Annotated in this window: 20 protein-coding genes; 6 read left to right on the forward strand and 14 right to left on the reverse strand. The window is 62.0% G+C overall.

What is annotated here, in order from left to right:
• Positions 1-25 precede the first annotated feature (25 nt).
• The 6 genes from purQ to ACCD05_RS05820 form a co-directional block, all read right to left on the reverse strand.
• Complete coding sequence (gene purQ, locus ACCD05_RS05795) at positions 26-697, reverse strand: phosphoribosylformylglycinamidine synthase subunit PurQ (RefSeq protein ID WP_413391606.1); 672 nt, start codon at positions 695-697, stop codon at positions 26-28.
• On the reverse strand, positions 694-951 hold the full coding sequence (locus tag ACCD05_RS05800) for a hypothetical protein (protein WP_111563556.1): 258 nt from the start codon (positions 949-951) through the stop codon (positions 694-696). The genes purQ and ACCD05_RS05800 overlap by 4 nt, the downstream gene beginning before the upstream one ends.
• A gap of 19 nt (positions 952-970) precedes the next feature.
• The gene (gene purS, locus ACCD05_RS05805; RefSeq protein ID WP_018902207.1) at positions 971-1,213 is read right to left on the reverse strand and encodes a phosphoribosylformylglycinamidine synthase subunit PurS; all 243 of its coding nucleotides are present in this window, start codon (positions 1,211-1,213) and stop codon (positions 971-973) included.
• Positions 1,214-1,259: 46 nt separating this feature from the next.
• Positions 1,260-2,024: a phosphoribosylaminoimidazolesuccinocarboxamide synthase gene (purC, locus tag ACCD05_RS05810; protein ID WP_018902208.1), complete on the reverse strand. Its 765-nt coding sequence runs from the start codon at positions 2,022-2,024 to the stop codon at positions 1,260-1,262.
• A 229-nt stretch (positions 2,025-2,253) separates the two neighbouring features.
• Positions 2,254-4,539: a putative bifunctional diguanylate cyclase/phosphodiesterase gene (locus ACCD05_RS05815; RefSeq protein WP_413391609.1), complete on the reverse strand. Its 2,286-nt coding sequence runs from the start codon at positions 4,537-4,539 to the stop codon at positions 2,254-2,256.
• Between the two features lie 347 nt (positions 4,540-4,886).
• Entirely contained in the window at positions 4,887-5,441 is a 555-nt protein-coding gene (locus tag ACCD05_RS05820; RefSeq protein ID WP_026283685.1) for an RBBP9/YdeN family alpha/beta hydrolase, read from the reverse strand.
• Between the two features lie 154 nt (positions 5,442-5,595).
• Between ACCD05_RS05820 and ACCD05_RS05825 the strand changes: the two genes are divergently transcribed.
• Positions 5,596-6,399 (forward strand): DUF2189 domain-containing protein, encoded by an 804-nt coding sequence (locus tag ACCD05_RS05825; protein ID WP_413391611.1) that lies wholly within the window; start codon positions 5,596-5,598, stop codon positions 6,397-6,399.
• A 74-nt stretch (positions 6,400-6,473) separates the two neighbouring features.
• Positions 6,474-6,974, forward strand: a complete 501-nt coding sequence (locus ACCD05_RS05830) for a low affinity iron permease family protein (RefSeq protein ID WP_413391613.1) — start codon at positions 6,474-6,476, stop codon at positions 6,972-6,974.
• Between the two features lie 9 nt (positions 6,975-6,983).
• On the opposite strand, the gene purB is transcribed toward ACCD05_RS05830, so the two are convergent.
• The 4 genes from purB to ACCD05_RS05850 all read right to left on the reverse strand — a co-directional run bounded on the left by purB (position 6,984) and on the right by ACCD05_RS05850 (position 10,699).
• Positions 6,984-8,291, reverse strand: a complete 1,308-nt coding sequence (gene purB, locus ACCD05_RS05835) for an adenylosuccinate lyase (protein ID WP_413391615.1) — start codon at positions 8,289-8,291, stop codon at positions 6,984-6,986.
• Between the two features lie 82 nt (positions 8,292-8,373).
• Positions 8,374-8,862 (reverse strand): hypothetical protein, encoded by a 489-nt coding sequence (locus tag ACCD05_RS05840; RefSeq protein ID WP_413391655.1) that lies wholly within the window; start codon positions 8,860-8,862, stop codon positions 8,374-8,376.
• 37 nt (positions 8,863-8,899) lie between these two features.
• Complete coding sequence (rpe, locus tag ACCD05_RS05845; RefSeq protein WP_413391617.1) at positions 8,900-9,577, reverse strand: ribulose-phosphate 3-epimerase; 678 nt, start codon at positions 9,575-9,577, stop codon at positions 8,900-8,902.
• 39 nt (positions 9,578-9,616) lie between these two features.
• Entirely contained in the window at positions 9,617-10,699 is a 1,083-nt protein-coding gene (locus tag ACCD05_RS05850; protein ID WP_413391619.1) for a branched-chain amino acid ABC transporter substrate-binding protein, read from the reverse strand.
• On the opposite strand from ACCD05_RS05850, the gene ACCD05_RS05855 reads away from it, so the two are divergent.
• From ACCD05_RS05855 to ACCD05_RS05865, 3 genes are read left to right on the forward strand one after another with little or no spacing between them, the layout of a single operon-like run.
• Complete coding sequence (locus ACCD05_RS05855) at positions 10,698-10,859, forward strand: hypothetical protein (protein WP_155947887.1); 162 nt, start codon at positions 10,698-10,700, stop codon at positions 10,857-10,859. The two genes, ACCD05_RS05850 and ACCD05_RS05855, sit on opposite strands and share 2 nt — an antisense overlap.
• Positions 10,860-10,863: 4 nt before the next feature.
• Positions 10,864-11,358 (forward strand): flavin reductase, encoded by a 495-nt coding sequence (locus ACCD05_RS05860; RefSeq protein WP_413391621.1) that lies wholly within the window; start codon positions 10,864-10,866, stop codon positions 11,356-11,358.
• 13 nt (positions 11,359-11,371) lie between these two features.
• Positions 11,372-11,689 (forward strand): TfoX/Sxy family protein, encoded by a 318-nt coding sequence (locus ACCD05_RS05865; protein ID WP_113011301.1) that lies wholly within the window; start codon positions 11,372-11,374, stop codon positions 11,687-11,689.
• A 25-nt stretch (positions 11,690-11,714) separates the two neighbouring features.
• Here the strand turns inward: ACCD05_RS05865 and ACCD05_RS05870 are convergent, their stop codons facing one another.
• The 4 genes from ACCD05_RS05870 to ACCD05_RS05885 form a co-directional block, all read right to left on the reverse strand.
• The gene (locus tag ACCD05_RS05870; protein ID WP_413391624.1) at positions 11,715-12,134 is read right to left on the reverse strand and encodes an NUDIX domain-containing protein; all 420 of its coding nucleotides are present in this window, start codon (positions 12,132-12,134) and stop codon (positions 11,715-11,717) included.
• A gap of 4 nt (positions 12,135-12,138) precedes the next feature.
• Entirely contained in the window at positions 12,139-13,653 is a 1,515-nt protein-coding gene (locus tag ACCD05_RS05875) for a DEAD/DEAH box helicase (RefSeq protein ID WP_018902221.1), read from the reverse strand.
• 158 nt (positions 13,654-13,811) lie between these two features.
• The gene (locus tag ACCD05_RS05880) at positions 13,812-15,119 is read right to left on the reverse strand and encodes a peptidoglycan DD-metalloendopeptidase family protein (protein ID WP_413391626.1); all 1,308 of its coding nucleotides are present in this window, start codon (positions 15,117-15,119) and stop codon (positions 13,812-13,814) included.
• Between the two features lie 125 nt (positions 15,120-15,244).
• On the reverse strand, positions 15,245-15,718 hold the full coding sequence (locus ACCD05_RS05885; RefSeq protein ID WP_413391628.1) for a peroxiredoxin: 474 nt from the start codon (positions 15,716-15,718) through the stop codon (positions 15,245-15,247).
• A gap of 118 nt (positions 15,719-15,836) precedes the next feature.
• On the opposite strand from ACCD05_RS05885, the gene ACCD05_RS05890 reads away from it, so the two are divergent.
• The gene (locus ACCD05_RS05890; RefSeq protein ID WP_413391630.1) at positions 15,837-19,235 is read left to right on the forward strand and encodes a DUF3971 domain-containing protein; all 3,399 of its coding nucleotides are present in this window, start codon (positions 15,837-15,839) and stop codon (positions 19,233-19,235) included.
• Positions 19,236-19,753 lie beyond the last annotated feature (518 nt).

Below are 19,753 nucleotides of genomic sequence, written 5' to 3' on the forward strand. Positions count from 1 at the left end.
TGAATGGCCTCATATCCGTTTAAGGTTAAGCAGCGATTACGTCGAGCGCGGAAGCGAACAACGCCCGGCCGTCGGAGCCGCCATGGGCCGCCTCGATCAGGTTTTCCGGATGCGGCATCATGCCGAGCACGTTGCCGCTCTCGTTCATGACGGCTGCAATGTCGTTCAACGAGCCGTTCGGGTTGGTGCCCTCGGCGTAGCGGAAGACCACCTGGCCGTTGCCTTCGATCTTCGCCAGCGTTTCGGCGTCGGCGAAGTAGTTGCCGTCGTGATGGGCGACCGGGCAGCGGATGATCTGGCCCTTGGCATAGGCGCGGGTGAAATCCGTCTCGGCATTGGCCACTTCAAGCTTGATCTCGCGGCAGACGAACTTCAGCGAGGAATTGCGCATCAGCGCGCCCGGAAGCAGGCCGGATTCGACCAGGATCTGGAAGCCGTTGCAGACACCCAGAACCTTCACGCCCTTGTTGGCCTTCTCGATGATCGCCTGCATGACCGGCATGCGCGCGGCGATTGCGCCGCAGCGCAGATAGTCGCCATAGGAGAAACCGCCCGGGATGACGATCAGATCGACATCGGGGATATCGGTCTCCGTCTGCCAGATCGTCACCGGCGCCTGGCCGGAGATCTTGGTGAGAGCGGCGATCATGTCACGATCGCGATTGAGGCCCGGAAGCTGAACGACGGCGGATTTCATGGGTGTTGTTCAAACCTTGCTTGTGCTTCTGCGAGTTCTCGAAGTTCGAGACGGTTTTCGATGCGTTCGAGACGTTGGTCGTGACGGTCGAGCACGCTGTAGATGTTGTGAATGTCCTGATTCACTGAAACGAGTATCCCCCGCATGGAGTTCAACTCGCTTCTCATTTCGTTCTGAGTGTGTTTCAGTCCCGAAATTTCGGCCTGAATGCGCTTAAAGAACTCAAACATAAATTCTTGTGTCACTTCAGCCATCGGACAATCTCCGCAACCGTTAGTCGAGAGAAATAGTATAGTTCTCGATAACGGTGTTGGCGAGGAGTTTTTCGCACATGGCCTTGATGTCGCCTTCGGCCTTGGCCTTGTCGGTACCTTCGACTTCGACGTCGAATACCTTGCCCTGGCGGACATGGCCGACGCCATCGAAGCCGAGAGCGCCGAGCGCGCCTTCAATGGCCTTGCCCTGCGGATCGAGAACGCCGTTTTTCAGCGTGACGGTTACACGAGCCTTGATCACTTTGTCTTCCCTGCCTTTTTAGCGAATGTCTTGCTTAGCCGTTATGTTACTTGACGAGAACCGGGCCGGTGCCGCGCACAGGCTCGTTCTCGTTGATGATGCCGAGGCGGCGCGCCACTTCCGAATAGGCTTCGAGAAGGCCACCCATGTCGCGACGGAAGCGGTCCTTGTCCATCTTTTCCTGGGTGTCGATATCCCAGAGACGGCAGCTGTCCGGCGAGATTTCGTCGGCGAGGATGATGCGCATCATGTCGCCCTCATAGAGACGGCCGCATTCGATCTTGAAGTCGACGAGCTGGATGCCGACGCCCAAGAACAGGCCGGTCATGAAGTCGTTGACGCGGATCGCCAGCGCCATGATGTCGTCGAGTTCGGCGGGGTTGGCCCAACCGAAGGCGGTGATGTGCTCTTCGGAGACCATCGGGTCTTCGAGTGCGTCCGACTTGTAGTAGAACTCGATGATCGAGCGCGGCAGGACCACGCCTTCCTCGATGCCCAGGCGCTTGGCCAGCGAGCCGGCGGCGACATTGCGCACGACGATCTCGAGCGGGATCATCTCGACTTCGCGGATCAACTGCTCGCGCATGTTGAGGCGGCGGATGAAGTGCGTGGGAATGCCGATTTTGTTCAGATGGTTGAAGATGAACTCGCAGATGCGGTTGTTCAGAACGCCCTTGCCATCGATGACTTCGTGCTTCTTCTTGTTGAAGGCGGTGGCGTCGTCCTTGAAGAACTGGATCAGCGTGCCTGGCTCGGGTCCCTCATACAGAATCTTGGCCTTGCCCTCGTAAATACGGCGGCGACGGTTCATTGCGATTGTTCTCTTGTCGTTGGCGCTCTTGGGATTAGCGCGAGTGGATCGATCTCGTGGCGTCCCCATAAAGGAAAAGCGAGGGTTTCACAATCCGCCTGTCACTCCTTCCCCGGATTCCGGTCTTCCGGAGCACCGATGCGAGAATCGAATGTCTAAGAAATGCACTCTACCCCGTTTCCCGGCTTAACAAAACGACCGTAGGTTTATGCCGGGGTTGTGCCGTGTTTTATTTGGAGGCGGTCGCCTTGCTCGGCTTGCGGGGCGCCGGCGTGTGGACGGCAGACGCCGCCTGGCGCCAGCTCGCGGCGCGGACGAATGAAGGGATCTGCATTGCCGGCATCGGGCGGGCCAGCGCATAGCCCTGCAGCACGTCGCAGCCGAGGTCGCCCAGGATCCGCGCGTGCTCCATGGTCTCGACACCTTCAGCCGTCACCAGAATGCTCAACGAGCGGCCGATCTCGATGATCGAGCGGACGAGCTTGCGCTGCTCGGACGACGTGGGCAGCATGCGGATCAGCTCGCGGTCGATCTTCAATGTCTTCGGGCTCAGCCTGAGCAGGCTGACGATCGAGGCATGGCCGGTGCCGAAGTCGTCGATCTCGATGTCGATGCCTAGGCGGCGGAACTGGCGGAGATTGGCGATGACGGCGTCGTCGCAATCATCCAGCGAAATGGATTCCAGCAGTTCGAAGGCGATTGTTCCCGGCACGATCTTCAGCGCCCGCAGCTTCTTGCCGAGCGCCGGGTCGTCAAGTCTCCGGGAGGAGACATTGACCGCGATCTTCGGGATGACGATGCCCTCGCTCTCCCATGCGGCGCGGTCGGCCAGCGCCTGCTCGAGAATGACGCCGTCGATGGTTGCGACGACATTGATGTCCTCGGCTATATCAAGGAAGCGATCGGGTGCCAGCAGGCCGTGTTCGCGGTGTTGCCAGCGGGCGAGCGTTTCGACGCCGGTCACGTCGAGTGTGCGGGCATCGAACTGCGGCTGGTAGAAGGGCACGAATTCGCGCCGCTCGAGGCCGATCAGGATGTCGTCGGCCAGCCGCTTGCTGGCGATCACCTGGCGGCGGGCGTCCTTGGAGAAGAATTCGTGCCGGTTCCTGCCGCCGCTCTTGGCGCGATAGAGCGCGATATCGGCGTTGAGCAGGAGTTGCTTGCCGTCGAGCATCGGGCCGCTGTCGGTGGCGATGCCGACGCTGGCGCCGAAGCGGCACTCGTGGTGCTCATAGCGGATCGGACGGCTGAGCTCGCGCACGATGCGTTCGGCCATGTTGGAGATCTTCTTCGGCGTCACATCGAGCGCGCAGAGCACCACGAACTCGTCGCCGCCGATGCGGGCCACGAAATCGCCCGGCCGAACGGTCTCGGTCAGCACAGATGCTGCGTGCTTCAGCATGGCGTCGCCGGCGCGATGGCCGAGCGTGTCGTTGATCTGCTTGAAGCGGTCGAGGTCGATGTGCAGCACTGCGAGCGTATCGTCGGTCGTGCTTGCTCTCGTCGAATATTCTTCCAGCTTGCGGTCGAGATAGCGGCGGTTCGGCAGCCCGGTCAAAAAGTCATGAAGGGCGAGATGCTCGATGCTCTCCTTGGCCGCCTCAAGTTCGCGGTTGTGGGCCTCGGCGAGGTCCTTGGCGCGCTGGAGCTCGGCATTGAGCGCCACTTCCTCGGTCACGTCCCAATTGGCGCCGATCAGCTTGCGATGGCCGTTGCCGTCGATGAAGAAGGCTGCCTTGGCGCGGATGACGCGCTCGGCGCCGTCGCCGCGGATGATCCTGAATTCGTGCTGGAAGCCCGACTGGCGTTCGATGTTCTCCGCCACCGTCGCCTGCACCCGCTCGCGGTCGTCGGGATGCAGCGTTTCGGTCCAGACGTCGCCCTGCGAAGCGCGTGTCGGGTTCGTGATGCCGTAGATCCACAAGAGGCGCGCGTCCCATTCGACGGTGCCGGCATCGAGATCGGATTCGAAGACGCCGATCCCCGAAATGTCGAGCGCAAGATCGAGCCGCCGCGACATGTGCGCCAGCCGCTCTTCGGCCTCCTTGCGGGCGGTGATGTCGGTGTCGGTGCCGACGAGGCGGGCAGGCAAGCCGTCCTCGTCCCATTCGACGCAGGCGCCGCGGCATTCGATCCAGATCCAGTGGCCGTCCCTATGCCGCTCGCGATATTCGAAGACACGAAAATTCGGGTCGCCGGCGTTCTGCCGGTCGATCGCTTCGATGACGAAGGCGCGGTCGTCAGGATGGATCAGCGCGATCCAGACGTCGTAGTCGCCATCCGCCTCTTCGTCGGGCGCCATGCCGCGCATGGTCTTCCATGTCTCGGAGTAATAGCGTGTTCCAAGCTTGAGGTTGTGATCCCATACGCCGAGATCCGAGCCGACTAGGGCGTAGTTCCAGCGGCTCTCACGCTCGACGAGCGCGTCGGTCTCGCGTTCGGAAGCATTCGCTGCAGCGATGCTGTCACCGCTTTTGCTTGAACCAATCGGTTGATCAGGCCTCTTCTTCGTCAATGCTCGCACTCGCTCGTCTGGCGTGTGTCAATTTGCTTATATTAAATTAAGCCGAGCTTAATATCGGAGCAAACTTATCGTGCTGTCCAGTGCTCCCAAAGTCGTGGTCTCGGTCGCATTCTTTCGGCTTGGCAATCGCGGCGATGTCATTTGCAACGATGTCACAACGGCCGCAAAATAGCTGTTCGGTGTTTTCCGCCCTATATGATGGGTATGGAGGAAAAGCCATGGCTCAGGATTGGCCAATGTTCATCATGCAATGCGTCGTGCTTGCCGGCTTCGCGAGCGTGTTTTTCGTGCGCGGCGAGGGTGACTGAGTTTTATCCGCGTGGAAATGCGAGCGCGGCCTAGCCCTTGAGACGGCTGAGGAACTGCGCGAAGACCATCGTGCCCTCGGGCCAAGGGCCGTGACCGGAATCGGCGTTGATGTGGCCGGACTCTCCCGCATCAACAAGCAATGAGCCCCAGCTTGCGGCGATCTCGTCTGCATGCTCGTAGGTGCCGAAGGGATCGTTGCGGCTGGCGACCGTGACGCTCGGGAACGGCAAGGGCTCGCGCGGGTAGGGGCCGAAGGTCATCAGGTGCTTCGGGCGGATGTCGGGGTTGGTGACATCAGGCGGCGCCACCAGGAAGGCGCCGGCGACCGGCTTCTCGAACTGCGGGATCGCATGCAGAAGCGACGGCACGCCGAGTGAGTGGGCGACAAGCACCACAGGGCGGGTCGATTTATTGACTTCCTCGGCAATCCGCGCTGCCCAATCCTCGCGCACTGGCTTGGACCACTCCGCCTGCTCGACGCGGCGCGCGGTGCTGAGTTTCGCCTCCCAGCGGCTCTGCCAGTGGTCGGGGCCGGAATTGGTGTAACCGGGGATGATGAGGATTTCGGCGTCTGAAGCTTTCATGGTGCCGCCGATGTGAGAAGGCGCGGCGATAAAGTCAAGGGAAAGCAGGACAGCTCGGTCAATTTTTGTTATGTTAGCGCATTGCCGGTCGCGTTCGATGTCGGCACCGCCGATGCGTTCGCCGCCGGCCTCAATGGCTGAGGAGGAGAAAGCCATGACGGCATTTCACGTCATGTCCGGCGCGGACGATGTCTATTCGCGCCCGGTCATCAACAAAATTGGCCTTGCAGATGTCTTCGACGCCATTCGGCTCGGCATGGCGGATTTCAGGGAAAAACCATCGCATTACGTGTTTCTGTGTCTGATGTATCCGATCGCGGGTGTTTTTCTGGCGGTCGCCACGTCGAGCGCCAACCTGCTGCCGGTGATCTTTCCACTCATCGCGGGCTTTGCGTTGATCGGGCCTCTGGCCGCCATCGGCCTCTATGAGATCAGCAGGCGGCGGGAGGCTGGAATGGACAGTTCCTGGCGGCATGCCATGGAAGTGACGCGGTCGCCGGCCTTTCCTTCGATCGTCACCGGCGGGCTGATGCTGTTTGCCTTTTTCGTCGTCTGGCTGGTGGCTGCGCAGACGCTCTATCTCAATGTGCTGAGCGACGTTTTCCCGCGCTCGATGTCAGCCTTCTTCTCCGAGATATTCGGCACAACGGAAGGCATGCAGCTGATCATCTGGGGCAACCTGATCGGGTTCGGCTTCGCGCTGATCGTGTTGGCCACGACCGTCGTCACCTTCCCGATCCTGCTCGACCGCGACATCGGCCTCGTGGCCGCCATGGAGACGTCGCTGCGGGCAACGTTCGCCAATCCGGTTCCGGTCCTGTGCTGGGGGCTGATCGTTGCCGTGTCGCTTGCCGTCGCCACCATCCCGCTCTTCGTCGGGCTGGCGCTGGTGATGCCGATCCTCGGTCATTCTACCTGGCATCTCTATCTCAAGCTGGTGGCGCCGCCGATCGTTTGATCGCCATCTGGTTCACTCAGGAACCCAATGCCTTCCTCGGAGTTTGACTGGTGCAAGCTTTGAGGGAGGCAAACATGGCAGACACGCAGCATATCTTCATGCGTTTTTCGGCGAAGACGTCGGAATGGGCCGGCAAGCCCGTGACCTTCGTCCTTGCCTTGATCCTGGTGATCGTCTGGGCCGTGACCGGCCCGTTCTTCGACTATTCCGAGACGTGGCAGCTGGTGATCAACACCGGCACGACGATCATCACCTTTCTCATGGTATTCGTGCTGCAGAACGCCCAGACGCGCGATACGCGCGCTATCCAGGCGAAGCTCGACGAGCTGATCCTGACGAGCCATGCGGAGAACCGGTTCATCGGCATCGAAAACCTCGACGAGGACGACCTGAAGCATCTCGACCGGCTGGTGGCAAAGGCTGCGAAGGGCGGGCAGGCGGCAAAACAGGCGGCAGCCGATGCCGCGCCGAAATCCACGAAGACGGCAACGGCCGTGCGCAAGAAGATCGATGCCGCGCGTTCGCAGAAGGACAAACGAAAAGCGGCGCCCCGAAAGGCGCCGCAGAAGAGTTGATCAGGTCGATCAGCTGTTGGCGAAGACCCGGTTGAAGATCGTGTCGACATGCTTGGTGTGGTAGCCGAGGTCGAACTTCTCGCGGATTTCCTCTTCCGAGAGCGCCGCACGCACTTCGGCGTCGCCGAGCAGTTCCTCGAGGAAGTCGGCGCCTTTTTCCCAGACCTTCATGGCGTTGCGCTGGACCAGACGGTAGCTGTCCTCGCGGGACACGCCGGCCTGGGTGAGCGCCAGGAGCACGCGCTGGCTCATGACCAGTCCCTTGAACTGGTTCATGTTGCGCAGCATGTTTTCAGGATAGATCACCAGCTTCTCGATGACGCCGGCCAGACGGTTCAGCGCGAAATCGAGCGTGATCGTCGTATCGGGGCCGATGGCGCGCTCGACGCTCGAATGGCTGATGTCGCGCTCGTGCCAGAGGGCGACATTTTCCATCGCCGGAACAACCGACATGCGCACGAGGCGGGCAAGACCCGTCAGGTTTTCGGTCAGCACCGGGTTGCGCTTGTGCGGCATGGCCGACGAGCCCTTCTGGCCGGGTGAGAAGAACTCTTCTGCCTCGAGCACTTCGGTGCGCTGCATGTGGCGGATTTCGATGGCGACGTTTTCGATCGACGAAGCGATGACACCGAGCGTGGCGAAGAACATCGCGTGGCGGTCGCGCGGGATGACCTGGGTGGAGATCGGCTCGGCAGCGAGGCCGAGCTGTTCGCAGACATATTCCTCGACGCTCGGGTCGATATTGGCGAACGTGCCGACGGCGCCCGAGATCGCGCCGGTCGCGACTTCGGCGCGGGCGGCGACCAGACGGTCGCGATTGCGCTTCATTTCAGCGTAGAAGCGCGCGAAGGTCAGGCCCATCGTGGTCGGCTCGGCGTGGATGCCGTGGCTGCGGCCGATGCGCACCGTATCCTTGTGTTCGAAGGCGCGGGTCTTTAGCGCCGCAAGAACGCGGTCCATGTCTGCAAGCAGAAGGTCGGCTGCGCGCACCAGCTGGATGTTGAAGGTGGTGTCCAGCACGTCGGACGAGGTCATGCCCTGGTGGACGAAGCGGCTGTCGGGGCCGATGAATTCCGCCAGGTGCGTCAGGAAGGCGATGACGTCGTGCTTGGTGACGGCTTCGATCTCGTCGATGCGGGCGACGTTGAATTCGGCGACCGAACCCTTTTCCCAGATGGTGCGCGCGGATTCCTGCGGGATGACGCCGAGGTTGGCGAGCGCGGTGCAGGCATGGGCCTCGATCTCGAACCAGATACGGAACTTGGTTTCGGGCGACCAGATGGCGACCATTTCAGGTCGAGAGTAGCGCGGGATCATGGCTTCCTGCTTTCGTTCGTAAGGAATGTTGGCGTTCTAAAGGGGAATGTTGGCGCCCGTGTAGCAAAGACGCGTGGCAATCTCAACGCATGCGTTTCGCAAGCGCGAAACTCGTTGCCAGCAGGTAGACGAGCCCGAGGGGGACGAAGAGCCGCAAACCGAGCACCATGAACTGGTAGACGGAGCTCGCGCCGGTGAAGATGAGCTGAAAAAACCAGGTCACCGATCCTCCCGGCGCATGCCAGCGCGAATAGAAAACCCGGTAGTCCATCGCGAAGAGAAACGCCGTCATCAGGATGGTGCAGGCCGCTAGCGCCACGAAGAAGGCGGCGAACCGTGTCTCGATCCGGCGCTTGTGCGCGAAGAAGCGGCCGAGCATCAGCGCGAACGGCCAGGCAAGCAGGCCGCCAGCGAAATAGAGGATCGCGAGATCGCCGAGGTGGCTGGTCTCCAGGCCGTTGCGCAGATAGAGGGTGCTCATCGCAGCAGCCAGCATCTGGAGAGCCCAGAGCGGTGCGCCGATGAGCACGGCGGAGTAAGGCGGGTACGCAGCCCGTAGCCGGTCTCCCATCAGCGACACGCCGCTCCCGATATTACTTTGCCCGATCTTATTTGGATTGCCCTTCAGCCGCCGTCCGGAGCGCCGAAATCGCCTGCTTGTAGGCTTCGACCGAGCCGCCCTTGAAGATGGCGGAGCCGGCGACGAGCACGTTGGCGCCCGCCTTGCCGATCACAGGCGCGGTTTCGACCGTCACGCCACCGTCGACCTGAAGATCGATTGGGCGGTCACCGATCAGTGACTTGGCGGCGGCGATCTTGTCGGCCATGGCGGGAATGAACTTCTGGCCGCCAAAACCGGGATTGACCGACATGATCAGGATCAGGTCGATATCATCCAGTACGTTTTCGAAGACCGAAAGCGGCGTTGCCGGATTGAGGGTGACGCCGACCTTCTTGCCGAGATTGCGCACGGTCTGCAGCGAACGATGCAGATGCGGGCCGGCCTCGGCATGGATGGTGATCCGGTCGCAGCCAGCCTTGGCGAAGGCTTCGAGATAGTCGTCGACGGGCGCGATCATCAGGTGGCAATCGAAGGTGGCGTCCGTGTAGGAGCGCAGCGACTTGATGACATCGGGGCCGAAGGAAATATTGGGAACGAAGTGACCGTCCATGACGTCGAGGTGGATCCAGTCGGCGCCGGCCGCGGTCACGTCTCGCACCTCCTGGCCGAGCTTGGCGAAGTCGGCGGCCAGAACGGATGGCGCGATGCGGATGGGCTGGGTCATTGTCTCTCTCCGTTGAAGTCGCCTGGGATCAAGCAGGCCTTATTGCGCCGGCGCGCTGAAGGGGACGAATGCCCCGGAGCGCCATTGCATCAGCTGGTAAGGGTTTTGCGACAGCTCGTGGCCGGCGTCGAAGGTGATTTGGCCGAGCACGGTGTCGAAGGGCATGCCGCCGAGGTGCTGGGCGACGGGTCGCTCGTCCGCTGCCGCCGCCTGCACCGCCTTGATCGCAATCTCGACCGCGGCATAGGCGGGCAGGACATAGCCTTCCGGCTCGACGCCTGCAGCGCGTAGCGCGACACCTGCGGGCGACGCATCGGCGCGGGCGGTATAATCGGGCAGTGTCACGGCCAGCACGCCATCGGCAAGCGGCAGCGGCTGGTCGGCCGCGCGCATTCCGTCGCCGCCCATCAGCTCGAGCGCGATCTTTTCGGCCTTGGCGTCGCGGGCAATGATCGAGACGTCGCTGCGGTCGCCGCCGATGAAGACCTTGGTGGCACCCGCTCTCTTGAGCCGGCGAACGAGTGCGATCTGCTGCTCCTGGCCGGGGCGGTATGTGTCGGTGAAGACGGGCTTCAGCCCATTCTGCTCCAGCGCGTTGCGCACCGCTTCAGTGAGTTCGCGGCCGTGGATCGTGCCGTCCTCGACAAGGGCGATGGGGCTTGAGGCCCAGTCGCGCAGGATAACCTCGATGATCTTCGCCGCTTCCGCGCCATCGGCGGGCGCAAGGCGAAAGAGCGGCCAGCCGTTCTTCAGCGCATCTTCCATGAGAATGCGGGAGCGCACGGAGACGGTGATAGCCGGGATGTTGGCGTCCTTGAGCTTCGGGAGCGCGCCGTCCAGCGTCTGGCTGCAGAGGAAGCCGATGGCGACCTGGACCTTGGCTGCGATCAGCGCATCGGCAACGGCGCCGCCGCTATTGTCCTCGCAGGGTTCGTTGACGGTGACGATGGTGTCGCCATCCTGGCGGATCTTCGCCTCGGCGCCGGCGACGATCTGAGCGCCCAGCGGCGCGAAACTACCCGTCTGCGGAGCGACGACGCCAATCGTCACGCCGGCTGCATGGCATTCCCCGGCTGCGACAAGCAGCAGCGGCAGAAGACCTAAGCAACGCGAGATAGTCATGAAAGATGCACGCCCCAACCGTTTATTCCTGCTCTTTTATCCGTCCGGAATGGATCGTCAAAGAAAAACGCGCGGATTGGTCGCTTTTCGGCATCGGTTTGTAGAAAAGATAACCTATGACCGTCATAATGCGCGCGAAATGCGTGTGTTCGTGGAGTGAAATTTTGTTGAGCAAGCAACCGATCGATCCCGGCCTTTACAGGGACGCGATGAGCCGCTTTGGCGGGCACGTTCAGTTGGTGACGACCGCGGTCGACGATCAGCGGCGCGGGGTGACGATCACGGCGGCTTGTTCGGTCTCGGACAGCCCGGCGACGGTGCTGGTCTGCCTCAACAACAGCAATCCAAAGAATGAGATCTTCTTCCGCAGCGGTATTTTCGCGCTGAATACGCTCGGCGCGCATCACCAGGCGCTGGCGGACGCGTTTTCCGGGCGCACGAAGATGGAAGACGGCGATCGTTTCTCCACGGGCCGTTTCGACAAGCTCGTCACCGGTGCACCCGTGCTCATGGACGCGCTCGCCTCCTTCGATTGCCGGGTGACGGAGATCAAGGAGATGACGACGCATCACATCATCTTCGGCGAAGTCATGGCGGTGCGGTTCGACGAGGCGAAGCCGGCGCTGTTCTACATGAACCGCGATTACTACACTCTGTAAGACGGGCACGATCATGGACGCGGCCGAAATCGAAGAGATGTTTCAGGGGCTTGGCCCCGTCACCATCAAGCGCATGTTCGGCGGCAAGGGAATCTATCACCTCGGCCGGATCATCGCGCTCGAGTTTCGCGGCGACATGCTGTTGAAGGCCGATGACGTCAGTTCGCCTGCCTTCGCCGAGGCCGGCGCCAGCCAGTGGACCTATGAGGGAAAGACGGGCAAGCCGGTGAAGATGCCGTACTGGTCGATCCCCGAAGACGCCTATGACGATCCGGATCTCATGGCGGGATGGGTGCGGCTGGCTTATGAAGCGGCAATGCGGGCGGAGTGATCGGCCGCGCTTTCAAGTTTCAATTCTAGAACTGTTCCGGGCCGAGATGACCGATGGCAGCCTCAGCGAATGCCGAGAGCGGCCGCGGCAGATCGTTGCGCGCGAACCAGCCGAAATCCGATAGCTTGTCGGGCTCCGTCAAGGCAGGTTCTCCAGCGTAGTCTTCGGCGATATAGAGCAGTGAGATCCAGTGCTGGCAGTCGGCGTCGCTGATCACCTCGGTCTGGCCCAAGAGGCTGACGCGACCGATTTCGAGGCCGCTTTCTTCCTCGGCTTCGCGCTTCGCCGCCTGTTCGGCCGGCTCCATATGATCCACCTTGCCGCCCACGATGCTCCAGTGGCCGGCTTCGGGCGCCTTGACGCGCTTGTAGAGGAGGATCTTTCTTTGGCGCAGGATAACCAATCCTACGCCGAGACCCGGAAAATCAATGCCGGGGCTGCCCATCGTGTCAGATCTTGGCGTTTGCCGTGATCAGCATGAAGGCGGGGATGTCGTCGCCGAAGCCAACTGGCGTCGGGCCGTCATCATGGTCGCGGTAGCGGCGGCGGTCACGATTGTCGTCGTTAGCCGGATAAGGGCGGCGGTCGCGCGCGTTGTTGTTCTGCCTGTTGTTTTCTGCTTTGCGCTCTTGCTTCACGCTTTCGACCCTTGCTGGTGCGGCTTGTACCGGTGCGGCTGCTGTTTCGATCGTCTCGACGCCATTATCCTCGGCGGCGATATCAGATTTATGACCCGAACGATTTCTGCCGCGGCCACGGTCCTTATCCCGCTCACGGCCGCCCTTGCGGCGCGAGCGATCGTCGTCACGGCTCGGCTCGGCCGGCGGCAACGACGAGAGATCGCCATTGTGCCATTCGATCTTCTCACCGATCAGCTTTTCGATCGCGTCGGTGAACTTCTGGTCGCGGCTGGTGACGATGGTAAAAGCAGAGCCTGCACGGCCTGCGCGGCCGGTACGGCCGATGCGATGCACGTAGTCATCCGCGTGGATGGGCACATCGAAATTGAAGACGTGGCTGACATCGGGGATGTCGAGACCACGGGCCGCGACGTCGGAAGCCACCAGAAGCTGGAGTTGGCCGTCGCGGAAATTCTGCAGCATGGTCGTGCGCGAACGCTGGTCCATGTCGCCATGCAGCGCGCCGACGGAGAAGCCGTGGCGTTCCAGCGAGCGGAACAGATCGGCGACGTCCTTCTTGCGGTTGCAGAAGATGATGGCGTTCTTCAGCTCTTCCTGGGCGCGGATGAGGTCGCGCAGCGTCGAACGCTTTTCGTAATCCTTGCCATGCGCCGCGACGAAGCGCTGCGTGATGGTCTTGGATGCGGAAGCGGGCTTGGCGACTTCGACGCGTTCCGGGTTTTGAAGGAAGCGGTCGGCCAGCTTCTGGATTTCCGGCGGCATGGTGGCCGAGAAGAACAGCGTCTGGCGGGTGAACGGGATCATCTTGGCGATGCGTTCGATATCGGGAATGAAGCCCATGTCGAGCATGCGGTCGGCTTCGTCGATGACGAAGATCTCGACGCCGCTCATCAGCAGCTTGCCGCGCTCGAAATGGTCAAGCAGGCGGCCGGGGGTGCAGATGAGGACATCGGCGCCACGCTCGAGCTTGCGATCCTGCTCTTCGAACGAAACGCCGCCGATCAGAAGCGCGACGTTGAGGCGGTGGTTCTTGCCGTACTTCTCGAAGTTCTCAGCCACCTGGGCGGCGAGTTCGCGGGTCGGCTCGAGGATCAGCGTGCGCGGCATGCGAGCGCGGGCGCGGCCCTTTTCGAGCAGCGACAGCATCGGCAGAACGAAGGAGGCGGTCTTGCCGGTGCCCGTCTGTGCGATGCCGCAAATGTCGCGGCGCTGAAGCGCAAACGGAATCGCGCCAGCCTGAATAGGTGTTGGCACCGTGTAGCCCGCGTCGGTGACAGCGGAAAGCACTTTTTGGCTCAAGCCAAGATCAGCAAATGTCGTCAAAGGGAAAACTGTTTCCGTTCCGGTTCGGCCAGGCTCAGGCTTGAGTCGGCGGGATTGCATGCCGCAATGCAGCGCCACATAGGCTGAAACGGTTGAGAAGTCAAGGAACCGGCGCGGTCTCAGGGTTGTTGAGGTAAAACCACCGTTAGCGGGATCGTTCAGTTTATATAGCTGGCGAGTTTCGTGCCGGCGCTGATGAAGTAGATGGGGTCAACGGCGCGGCCATTCTGGCGCACTTCGTAATGCAGATGCGTGCCCGTGGAGCGGCCCGTGCTGCCGGCGAGACCGATCGTATCCTCACGGCCAACCGTGTCGCCGACCTTGACCAGAATTTCGGACATGTGGCCGTAGCGGGTGGAAATGCCGTTGCCGTGGTCGATCTCGACCATATTGCCATAACCGCCGGTCCAGCCGGCCGTGACCACCTTGCCGGGCGCGGTCGGGCGGACCTTTTCGCCGGGTGCGAAGCGGAAATCGACGCCGGAATGCAGCGCCAGCCGGCCGATGAAGGGATCGCGGCGGTTGCCGAAGGGGCTGGTAATTTCCTTGCCGATGGCGGGGTTCTGGAAGGGAAGCGACGAGGCGGTGTTGCGCATGGTTTCGAGCCGGGTGAGGGCGGTGTCGAGCTGTGCCAGCGAATTGTCGAAGTCGTCGCCGCTCTCTGGCTCGACATAGGGACCGCCAACGGCGCTGTCGTCTGTGGCCTTTACGCTCGCCGTCTCGGAGGGAACGCGGATCTGGAAGCGGGTCAGCACGTTGGAGATAGCAGCCGATGCGTCGGTCGCATCCGTCGTCAGCTGGCTGACGCGATCGCGCTGGCGCTGCTCGATCCCCTTGAGCGAGAGCGTCACCTTCGAGAAGACGCGGTCGGCGCGGTCGCCCATGGTTTCTCGCGCCGGGACGTAGGAGAGCGTCGAATTGTCAGGCGTCACGTCGGCCGGCGTTGCGTCGCCGGCGAGCTGCCGCTCGATCGCCTGCATGGCGGCGGGCAGTTCGGCGCGCTTGCCTTTGGTCTCGGGCGCATAGGCGGAAGCGGGCGTTTCGGTCTTGGCGTCGAGGCCGGAACTTTCGGCGCGGTCGAGCAGCTGGCCGAGCTTGCCGCGGCGCGAGGTCAGCGCCTGCTGCTGCTCCATCAGCTTGTCGACCTTGTCTTCCACGACCTGCTGGTCGAGCAGCTGGCGGGAGGTGACGCGATCGACCTGGGCGCGCAGTGCCGCGATGCGATCCTCGTAGTCATGCTGCATGCGCGCCTGGCGCGCCATGGTTGCGCCGATCAGGTCGTCGCGCAGCACCAAATAGGAGGTGGCGAGCAGGTAGCCGATGGCGAAAACGCCGACGAAGCAGAACGCGATTGCCGCCATCCACGGCTTGACGGTCAGGTGACGAACCCGATCGCCGCTGGCAAGGATCAGGATATGTTCCTGTTTTTGCTTGCCGAATACGCCGTTCTGCTGTGTGTGCGCCACGGAGAATCTCCCAACTGACGGACCTGCCTCAATTGGGTCGATTACACACTGTTAAGGTTAATAAAGCCTTAGATTTGGCCTTATTCAACGCATGGGCGAATTTTTGGAGTTTACTCTCGCCACACTCAGGAGGCGAGATTCTGGACCGCCGTCAGCACGGTTTCGGCGTGGCCCGCGACCTTCACCTTCTGCCAGATCGTGGCGATCGTGCCATCCGGGCGGATCAGGAATGTCGTGCGCTCAACGCCCATATAGCTGCGGCCGTACATGCTCTTCTGTTTCCACACGCCATAGGCTTCCAGCGTGGTCTTTTCTTCATCGGCCGCAAGCGTCACGCCGAGCTTGTGCTTCTTGATGAAGCGATCATGGCATGCCGCCGAATCCGGCGACATGCCGATAACGGCGGCGCCGGCCTTTTCGAATTCGTCGGCAAGGGCGGTGAAGGCGATCGATTCGGTCGTGCAGCCTGAGGTGTCGTCCTTCGGATAAAAGAAAAGAACCAATGCCTTGCCGCGGAAATCCGTCAGCTTCACGCGTCCGCCGCCATCGCGCGGGAGATCGAAGTCGGGCGCGCTGGAGCCGATGCTGAGTTCCGCCATGGGGAAACCTTTCTTTTGCCGGGTTTGTGGATAAGAGGTGATTTGCCAGATATATATTGGACAAATCACCGTCCAGCCAGTCTGGTCCAATCACAGAACAGGGAGACAGGCGAGGCGCATGTCGGCGATCCGCGGCGAGAAGGTTAGATTCCGCAAGAAAGATATCGTCGCGCTGCACGATCTCCCCTCGGCGCGAACGGAAGATCCGCTGATCGTGCATTGCCCGCCCATGCGCTCGCGCATGCGCCGCACTGCGGGGCTTGCCGGCGGCTGCATCGGCGTTCTGATCTTCATCATCGCCGCCATCATCTTCACCGTCGAAAGCGGCATTTTCGACGAACCCTTGTCACGGCAGGCCCAATCGGCGCTGAATTCGGCGATCGGGCCGCGCTACCGGGCGGAGGTCGGCTCCACGGTCATTCGCTTTACCTCCAACATGCGGCTGGCGCTCGAGGCGCGCGACGTCAACTTGATCGATGAGAAGAGTGGCCAACACATGTCGACCACGGGCGCCATGCGCATGGCGCTCGATCCGCTGCAGCTTTTCCGGGGACGGATCGCGATCGCGCAGGTGGAAGCGCAGGATATCGCGCTCGACACCGCGCTTCTGCCCTCCGGCGATCCGGTCAAGCTTGATAATCTCAGGATCGACCAGATCCCGGCGGCGATGGAGAAGGCCTTCGAACAGCTGGATATTCTCGACGGTTTCGTCGATCGCGGCGGAACCAAGTCCATCAAGCTCGAAGGGCTCGATATCAAGCTCGCGGATACCGACAACGGGCCGCTCTCCATCGTCGTCAACAGTCTGGTCTTCTCCAGAAATGCTCAGAGCGCGCTACAGCTCGACGGTGAGGTCGCGATCAACGGCCGCGTCACGACGCTGCATATCGGCACCGAGAAGACCGATGGGCGCACATCGCGGCTGACGGGCGAGCTTGCCGGCGCCGACCTTGCGCCGTTCACCCTGAAGCGCAATGCGATCGGTGAAATCCGCCAGGGCGTCGACAGTCTCGCCGACACGATCATTTCAGCGCAGCGCGGTGGAGAAACGTCCAAGCCTTCGCTCGCCGCCACGGTCAATCTGCAGCCCGGCAATTTCTACATGGATGGCGATGCGCAGCCGCTGACCGGCGGACGCATCAATCTCGCCTATGATTTCACCAAGCAATCGCTTGAGATCGCGCGCTCGCAGCTGCAGTTCGGGCCGACGATCGTGCCCTTCAACGGCGCGCTGATCGACCTCGACAAGATCGACACGGCCGCCGAAAAAGGTTTTGGCGTCGATCTGCTCGTCAGCGGCGGCACCGCAGCACCCGTCACCTCGGGCGAGCAGCCGCTCCCCTTCGATATCCAGGCGACGGGCCGCTATTTCGTCGGCACGCGCGAGCTGCAATTCCCCAACATGGCGGTGTCGAGCCCGGCCGGATCGCTCTACGGTTCACTGCATGTCCGCTTCGGCGGCAAGTCGCCCGAGATCAGCTTCTCCGGCCAGTCGCAGCAGCTGCAGACCACGGCGGTGAAGCAGCTCTGGCCGTTCTGGATGGCGTCGAAGGGGCGCGAGTGGGTCGAGCGCAATCTCTATGGCGGCGTGGTCACCAATGCGTCGATCGATGTCTTCATTCCCTTCGACCGGCTGGAAGAGGCCATCGGCAAGGGGCTGAAGCTGGACGAGAACCAGATCAAGATCGCCTTCGACATTGCCGGCACCCGCATGAACGTCACCGGCGACATTCCGCCGATCCGCGACACCAGTGCGCATTTCCAGCTGGCGGGGCCCAAGGCAACGATCTCGATCAAGAGCGGCAAGTCGTTCTTCCCGTCAGGGCGGACGGTCGATGTCGGCGAGGGCACCTTCATTCTGCCGTCAACCTATGAAAAGCCCCTGATGGCCGAGCTCAACCTGCCGATTTCGGGTGCTGCCGACGCGATCGGTGAATTGCTGACCTTCAAGCCCATCCAGGTGCTGCAGCGGGCCGGCTTCGTGCCCGAGGACCTGAAGGGCAATGTGAAGGCCTCGGTGCAGGCGCGGATCGGCCTCATCGCTTCTCAAAACCCGCCGCCGGTTGAATGGAAGGCGACGCTGCAGCTGCAGGATCTCGACGTCGCCAAGGCGATATCGGGGCGCAAGATCACCAATCTCGACGGTGTGCTGACCGCCGATCCGAAGCAGGTGGTCCTCGACGGCAAGGGCGACATCGACGGCGTGCCGGCGACGGTCAAGCTGGTCGAGCCGACCGACAAGTCCTCCGACATCCAGCCGCAGCAAAGCGTGACGGCGACGCTGAGCAATGATCAGCGCGAGAAGATCCTGCCGGGTCTCTCCGACATCATCGACGGGCCGATCAGCGTCGAGCTCGACCGCATCGACAAGGATCGCCAGTCCGTCTCGCTCGATCTCGGCAAGGCGCGGCTCGATCTGCCCTGGATCGGCTGGTCCAAGGGGAGCGGCATCGGCGCCACCGCCGATTTCGAGATTTCCGGTCCCGACGACAATCTGCAGATCAAGAATTTCGTGCTGAAGGGCGACGGATTTGGCGCCACCGGCGCGCTGGCGCTCAGCAAGGGCAATCTGCAGAAGGCGGATTTCGACAGCGTGAAGCTGTCGTCGCTCGACAATTTCGCGATCTCGCTTCGCCGCGCCAAGGGCGGCATGGACGTCTCGGTCTCCGGCAGCAGCGCCGATGTGCGGCCGGTTCTGGCGCGGATCAAGTCGGGCAGCGGTGACAAGGGTGACGGCGGGTCGAAGAACGACGGCAGCATTTCGCTGAAGGCCAAGCTCGACAGCGTCGTCGGCTTCAACGACGAGAAGCTGCAGAATGTGCAACTGACATACGCTGCGCAGGGCAGCCGCATCCAGTCTCTCAACCTCTCCGGCGTTACCGGCAGCGGCGAAGCCGTTGTGGCGCAGACGCAAGGCAACGGTGTCATCAACATCACCAGCGGCGACGCCGGCGCGGTCTCGCGCTTCGCCGACCTCTATCAGCATATGCGCGGCGGCCTGCTCAACCTTTCGATCCGGCTCGGCGCCGGCGACGATTGGGATGGGTCGATCGACGTGCGCCGGTTCTCGATCGTCAACGAGCAGCGCCTGCACTCTATCGTCTCGACGCCCGTCGGCCAGGAGCAACGCAGCCTGAACGCGGCCGTCAAGCGCGACATCGACACCTCGGCGCAGCGCTTCCAGCGCGGCTTCGCCCGTATCTTTTCAAGAAATGGTGTCGTCAGCATCGAGAATGGCGTGGTGCGCGGCGACCAGGTCGGCGCGGTGTTCCAGGGCACGCTGCGCGACGTTCGCGGCAACATGGACATGAACGGCACCTTCATGCCCGCCTACGGCCTGAACCGCCTCTTCGCCGAACTCCCGATCATCGGCATCATCCTCGGCAACGGCACCGACCGCGGCCTGATCGGCATCACCTTCAAGCTGACCGGAAAGCTCGATGCGCCGAATCTCACGATCAACCCGCTGTCGATCATCGCGCCCGGGGTGTTCCGGAATATTTTCGAGTTTCAGTGAGGTGAGGCCGAGGCGTGCGGGCGTCGGGGGTGTCTGTCGCCCGAGGAAATGGATGGTGGCCGCCGCTAACGTTTTGAGGATGCAAGCGTTTCGGCTTTCGCGACGTCATCCTCGGGCTCGTCCCGAGGATCTAAGCACGTGGCCTGGAGTGCGACGGTGATGGCGCCGGCGGTGCGGGTCCAGCCGTGTTTCGGGTATAATCCAACCGTTGGAAACTCGCGCCAAGTGTCCACTCACGTCGAGCAAGTGGAACCGTGCTTAGATCCTCGGCACAAGGCCGAGGATGACGCGGCGATGGATCGATGCCGTCGCTAACGCTTTGAGGATGCAAGCGTTTCCGCTTTCACGACGTCATCCTCGGGCTCGTCCCGAGGATCTAAGCACGTTGCCTGGAATGCAACGGTGATGGCCCCGGCGGTGCGGGTCCAGCCGTGTTTCGGATATAATCCAACCGTTGGAAACTCGCGCCAAGTGTCCACTCACGTCGAGCAAGTGGAACCGTGCTTAGATCCTCGGCA

It is taken from the genome of Rhizobium sp. Rhizsp42, from assembly GCF_047304155.1.
Taxonomy (GTDB): domain Bacteria; phylum Pseudomonadota; class Alphaproteobacteria; order Rhizobiales; family Rhizobiaceae; genus Rhizobium.

Coding starts and splice junctions, on each gene's coding strand:
- purQ (WP_413391606.1), bottom strand. CDS start 697: ATGAAATCCGCCGTCGTTCAGCTTCCGGGCCTCAATCGCGATCGTGAC.
- ACCD05_RS05855 (WP_155947887.1), top strand. CDS start 10,698: ATGAAAGATGCACGCCCCAACCGTTTATTCCTGCTCTTTTATCCGTCC.
- ACCD05_RS05870 (WP_413391624.1), bottom strand. CDS start 12,134: ATGGGCAGCCCCGGCATTGATTTTCCGGGTCTCGGCGTAGGATTGGTT.
- ACCD05_RS05840 (WP_413391655.1), bottom strand. CDS start 8,862: ATGGGAGACCGGCTACGGGCTGCGTACCCGCCTTACTCCGCCGTGCTC.
- ACCD05_RS05820 (WP_026283685.1), bottom strand. CDS start 5,441: ATGAAAGCTTCAGACGCCGAAATCCTCATCATCCCCGGTTACACCAAT.
- ACCD05_RS05830 (WP_413391613.1), top strand. CDS start 6,474: ATGGCAGACACGCAGCATATCTTCATGCGTTTTTCGGCGAAGACGTCG.
- purB (WP_413391615.1), bottom strand. CDS start 8,291: ATGATCCCGCGCTACTCTCGACCTGAAATGGTCGCCATCTGGTCGCCC.
- purC (WP_018902208.1), bottom strand. CDS start 2,024: ATGAACCGTCGCCGCCGTATTTACGAGGGCAAGGCCAAGATTCTGTAT.
- ACCD05_RS05800 (WP_111563556.1), bottom strand. CDS start 951: ATGGCTGAAGTGACACAAGAATTTATGTTTGAGTTCTTTAAGCGCATT.
- ACCD05_RS05850 (WP_413391619.1), bottom strand. CDS start 10,699: ATGACTATCTCGCGTTGCTTAGGTCTTCTGCCGCTGCTGCTTGTCGCA.
- ACCD05_RS05890 (WP_413391630.1), top strand. CDS start 15,837: ATGTCGGCGATCCGCGGCGAGAAGGTTAGATTCCGCAAGAAAGATATC.
- ACCD05_RS05885 (WP_413391628.1), bottom strand. CDS start 15,718: ATGGCGGAACTCAGCATCGGCTCCAGCGCGCCCGACTTCGATCTCCCG.
- ACCD05_RS05865 (WP_113011301.1), top strand. CDS start 11,372: ATGGACGCGGCCGAAATCGAAGAGATGTTTCAGGGGCTTGGCCCCGTC.
- ACCD05_RS05825 (WP_413391611.1), top strand. CDS start 5,596: ATGACGGCATTTCACGTCATGTCCGGCGCGGACGATGTCTATTCGCGC.
- rpe (WP_413391617.1), bottom strand. CDS start 9,577: ATGACCCAGCCCATCCGCATCGCGCCATCCGTTCTGGCCGCCGACTTC.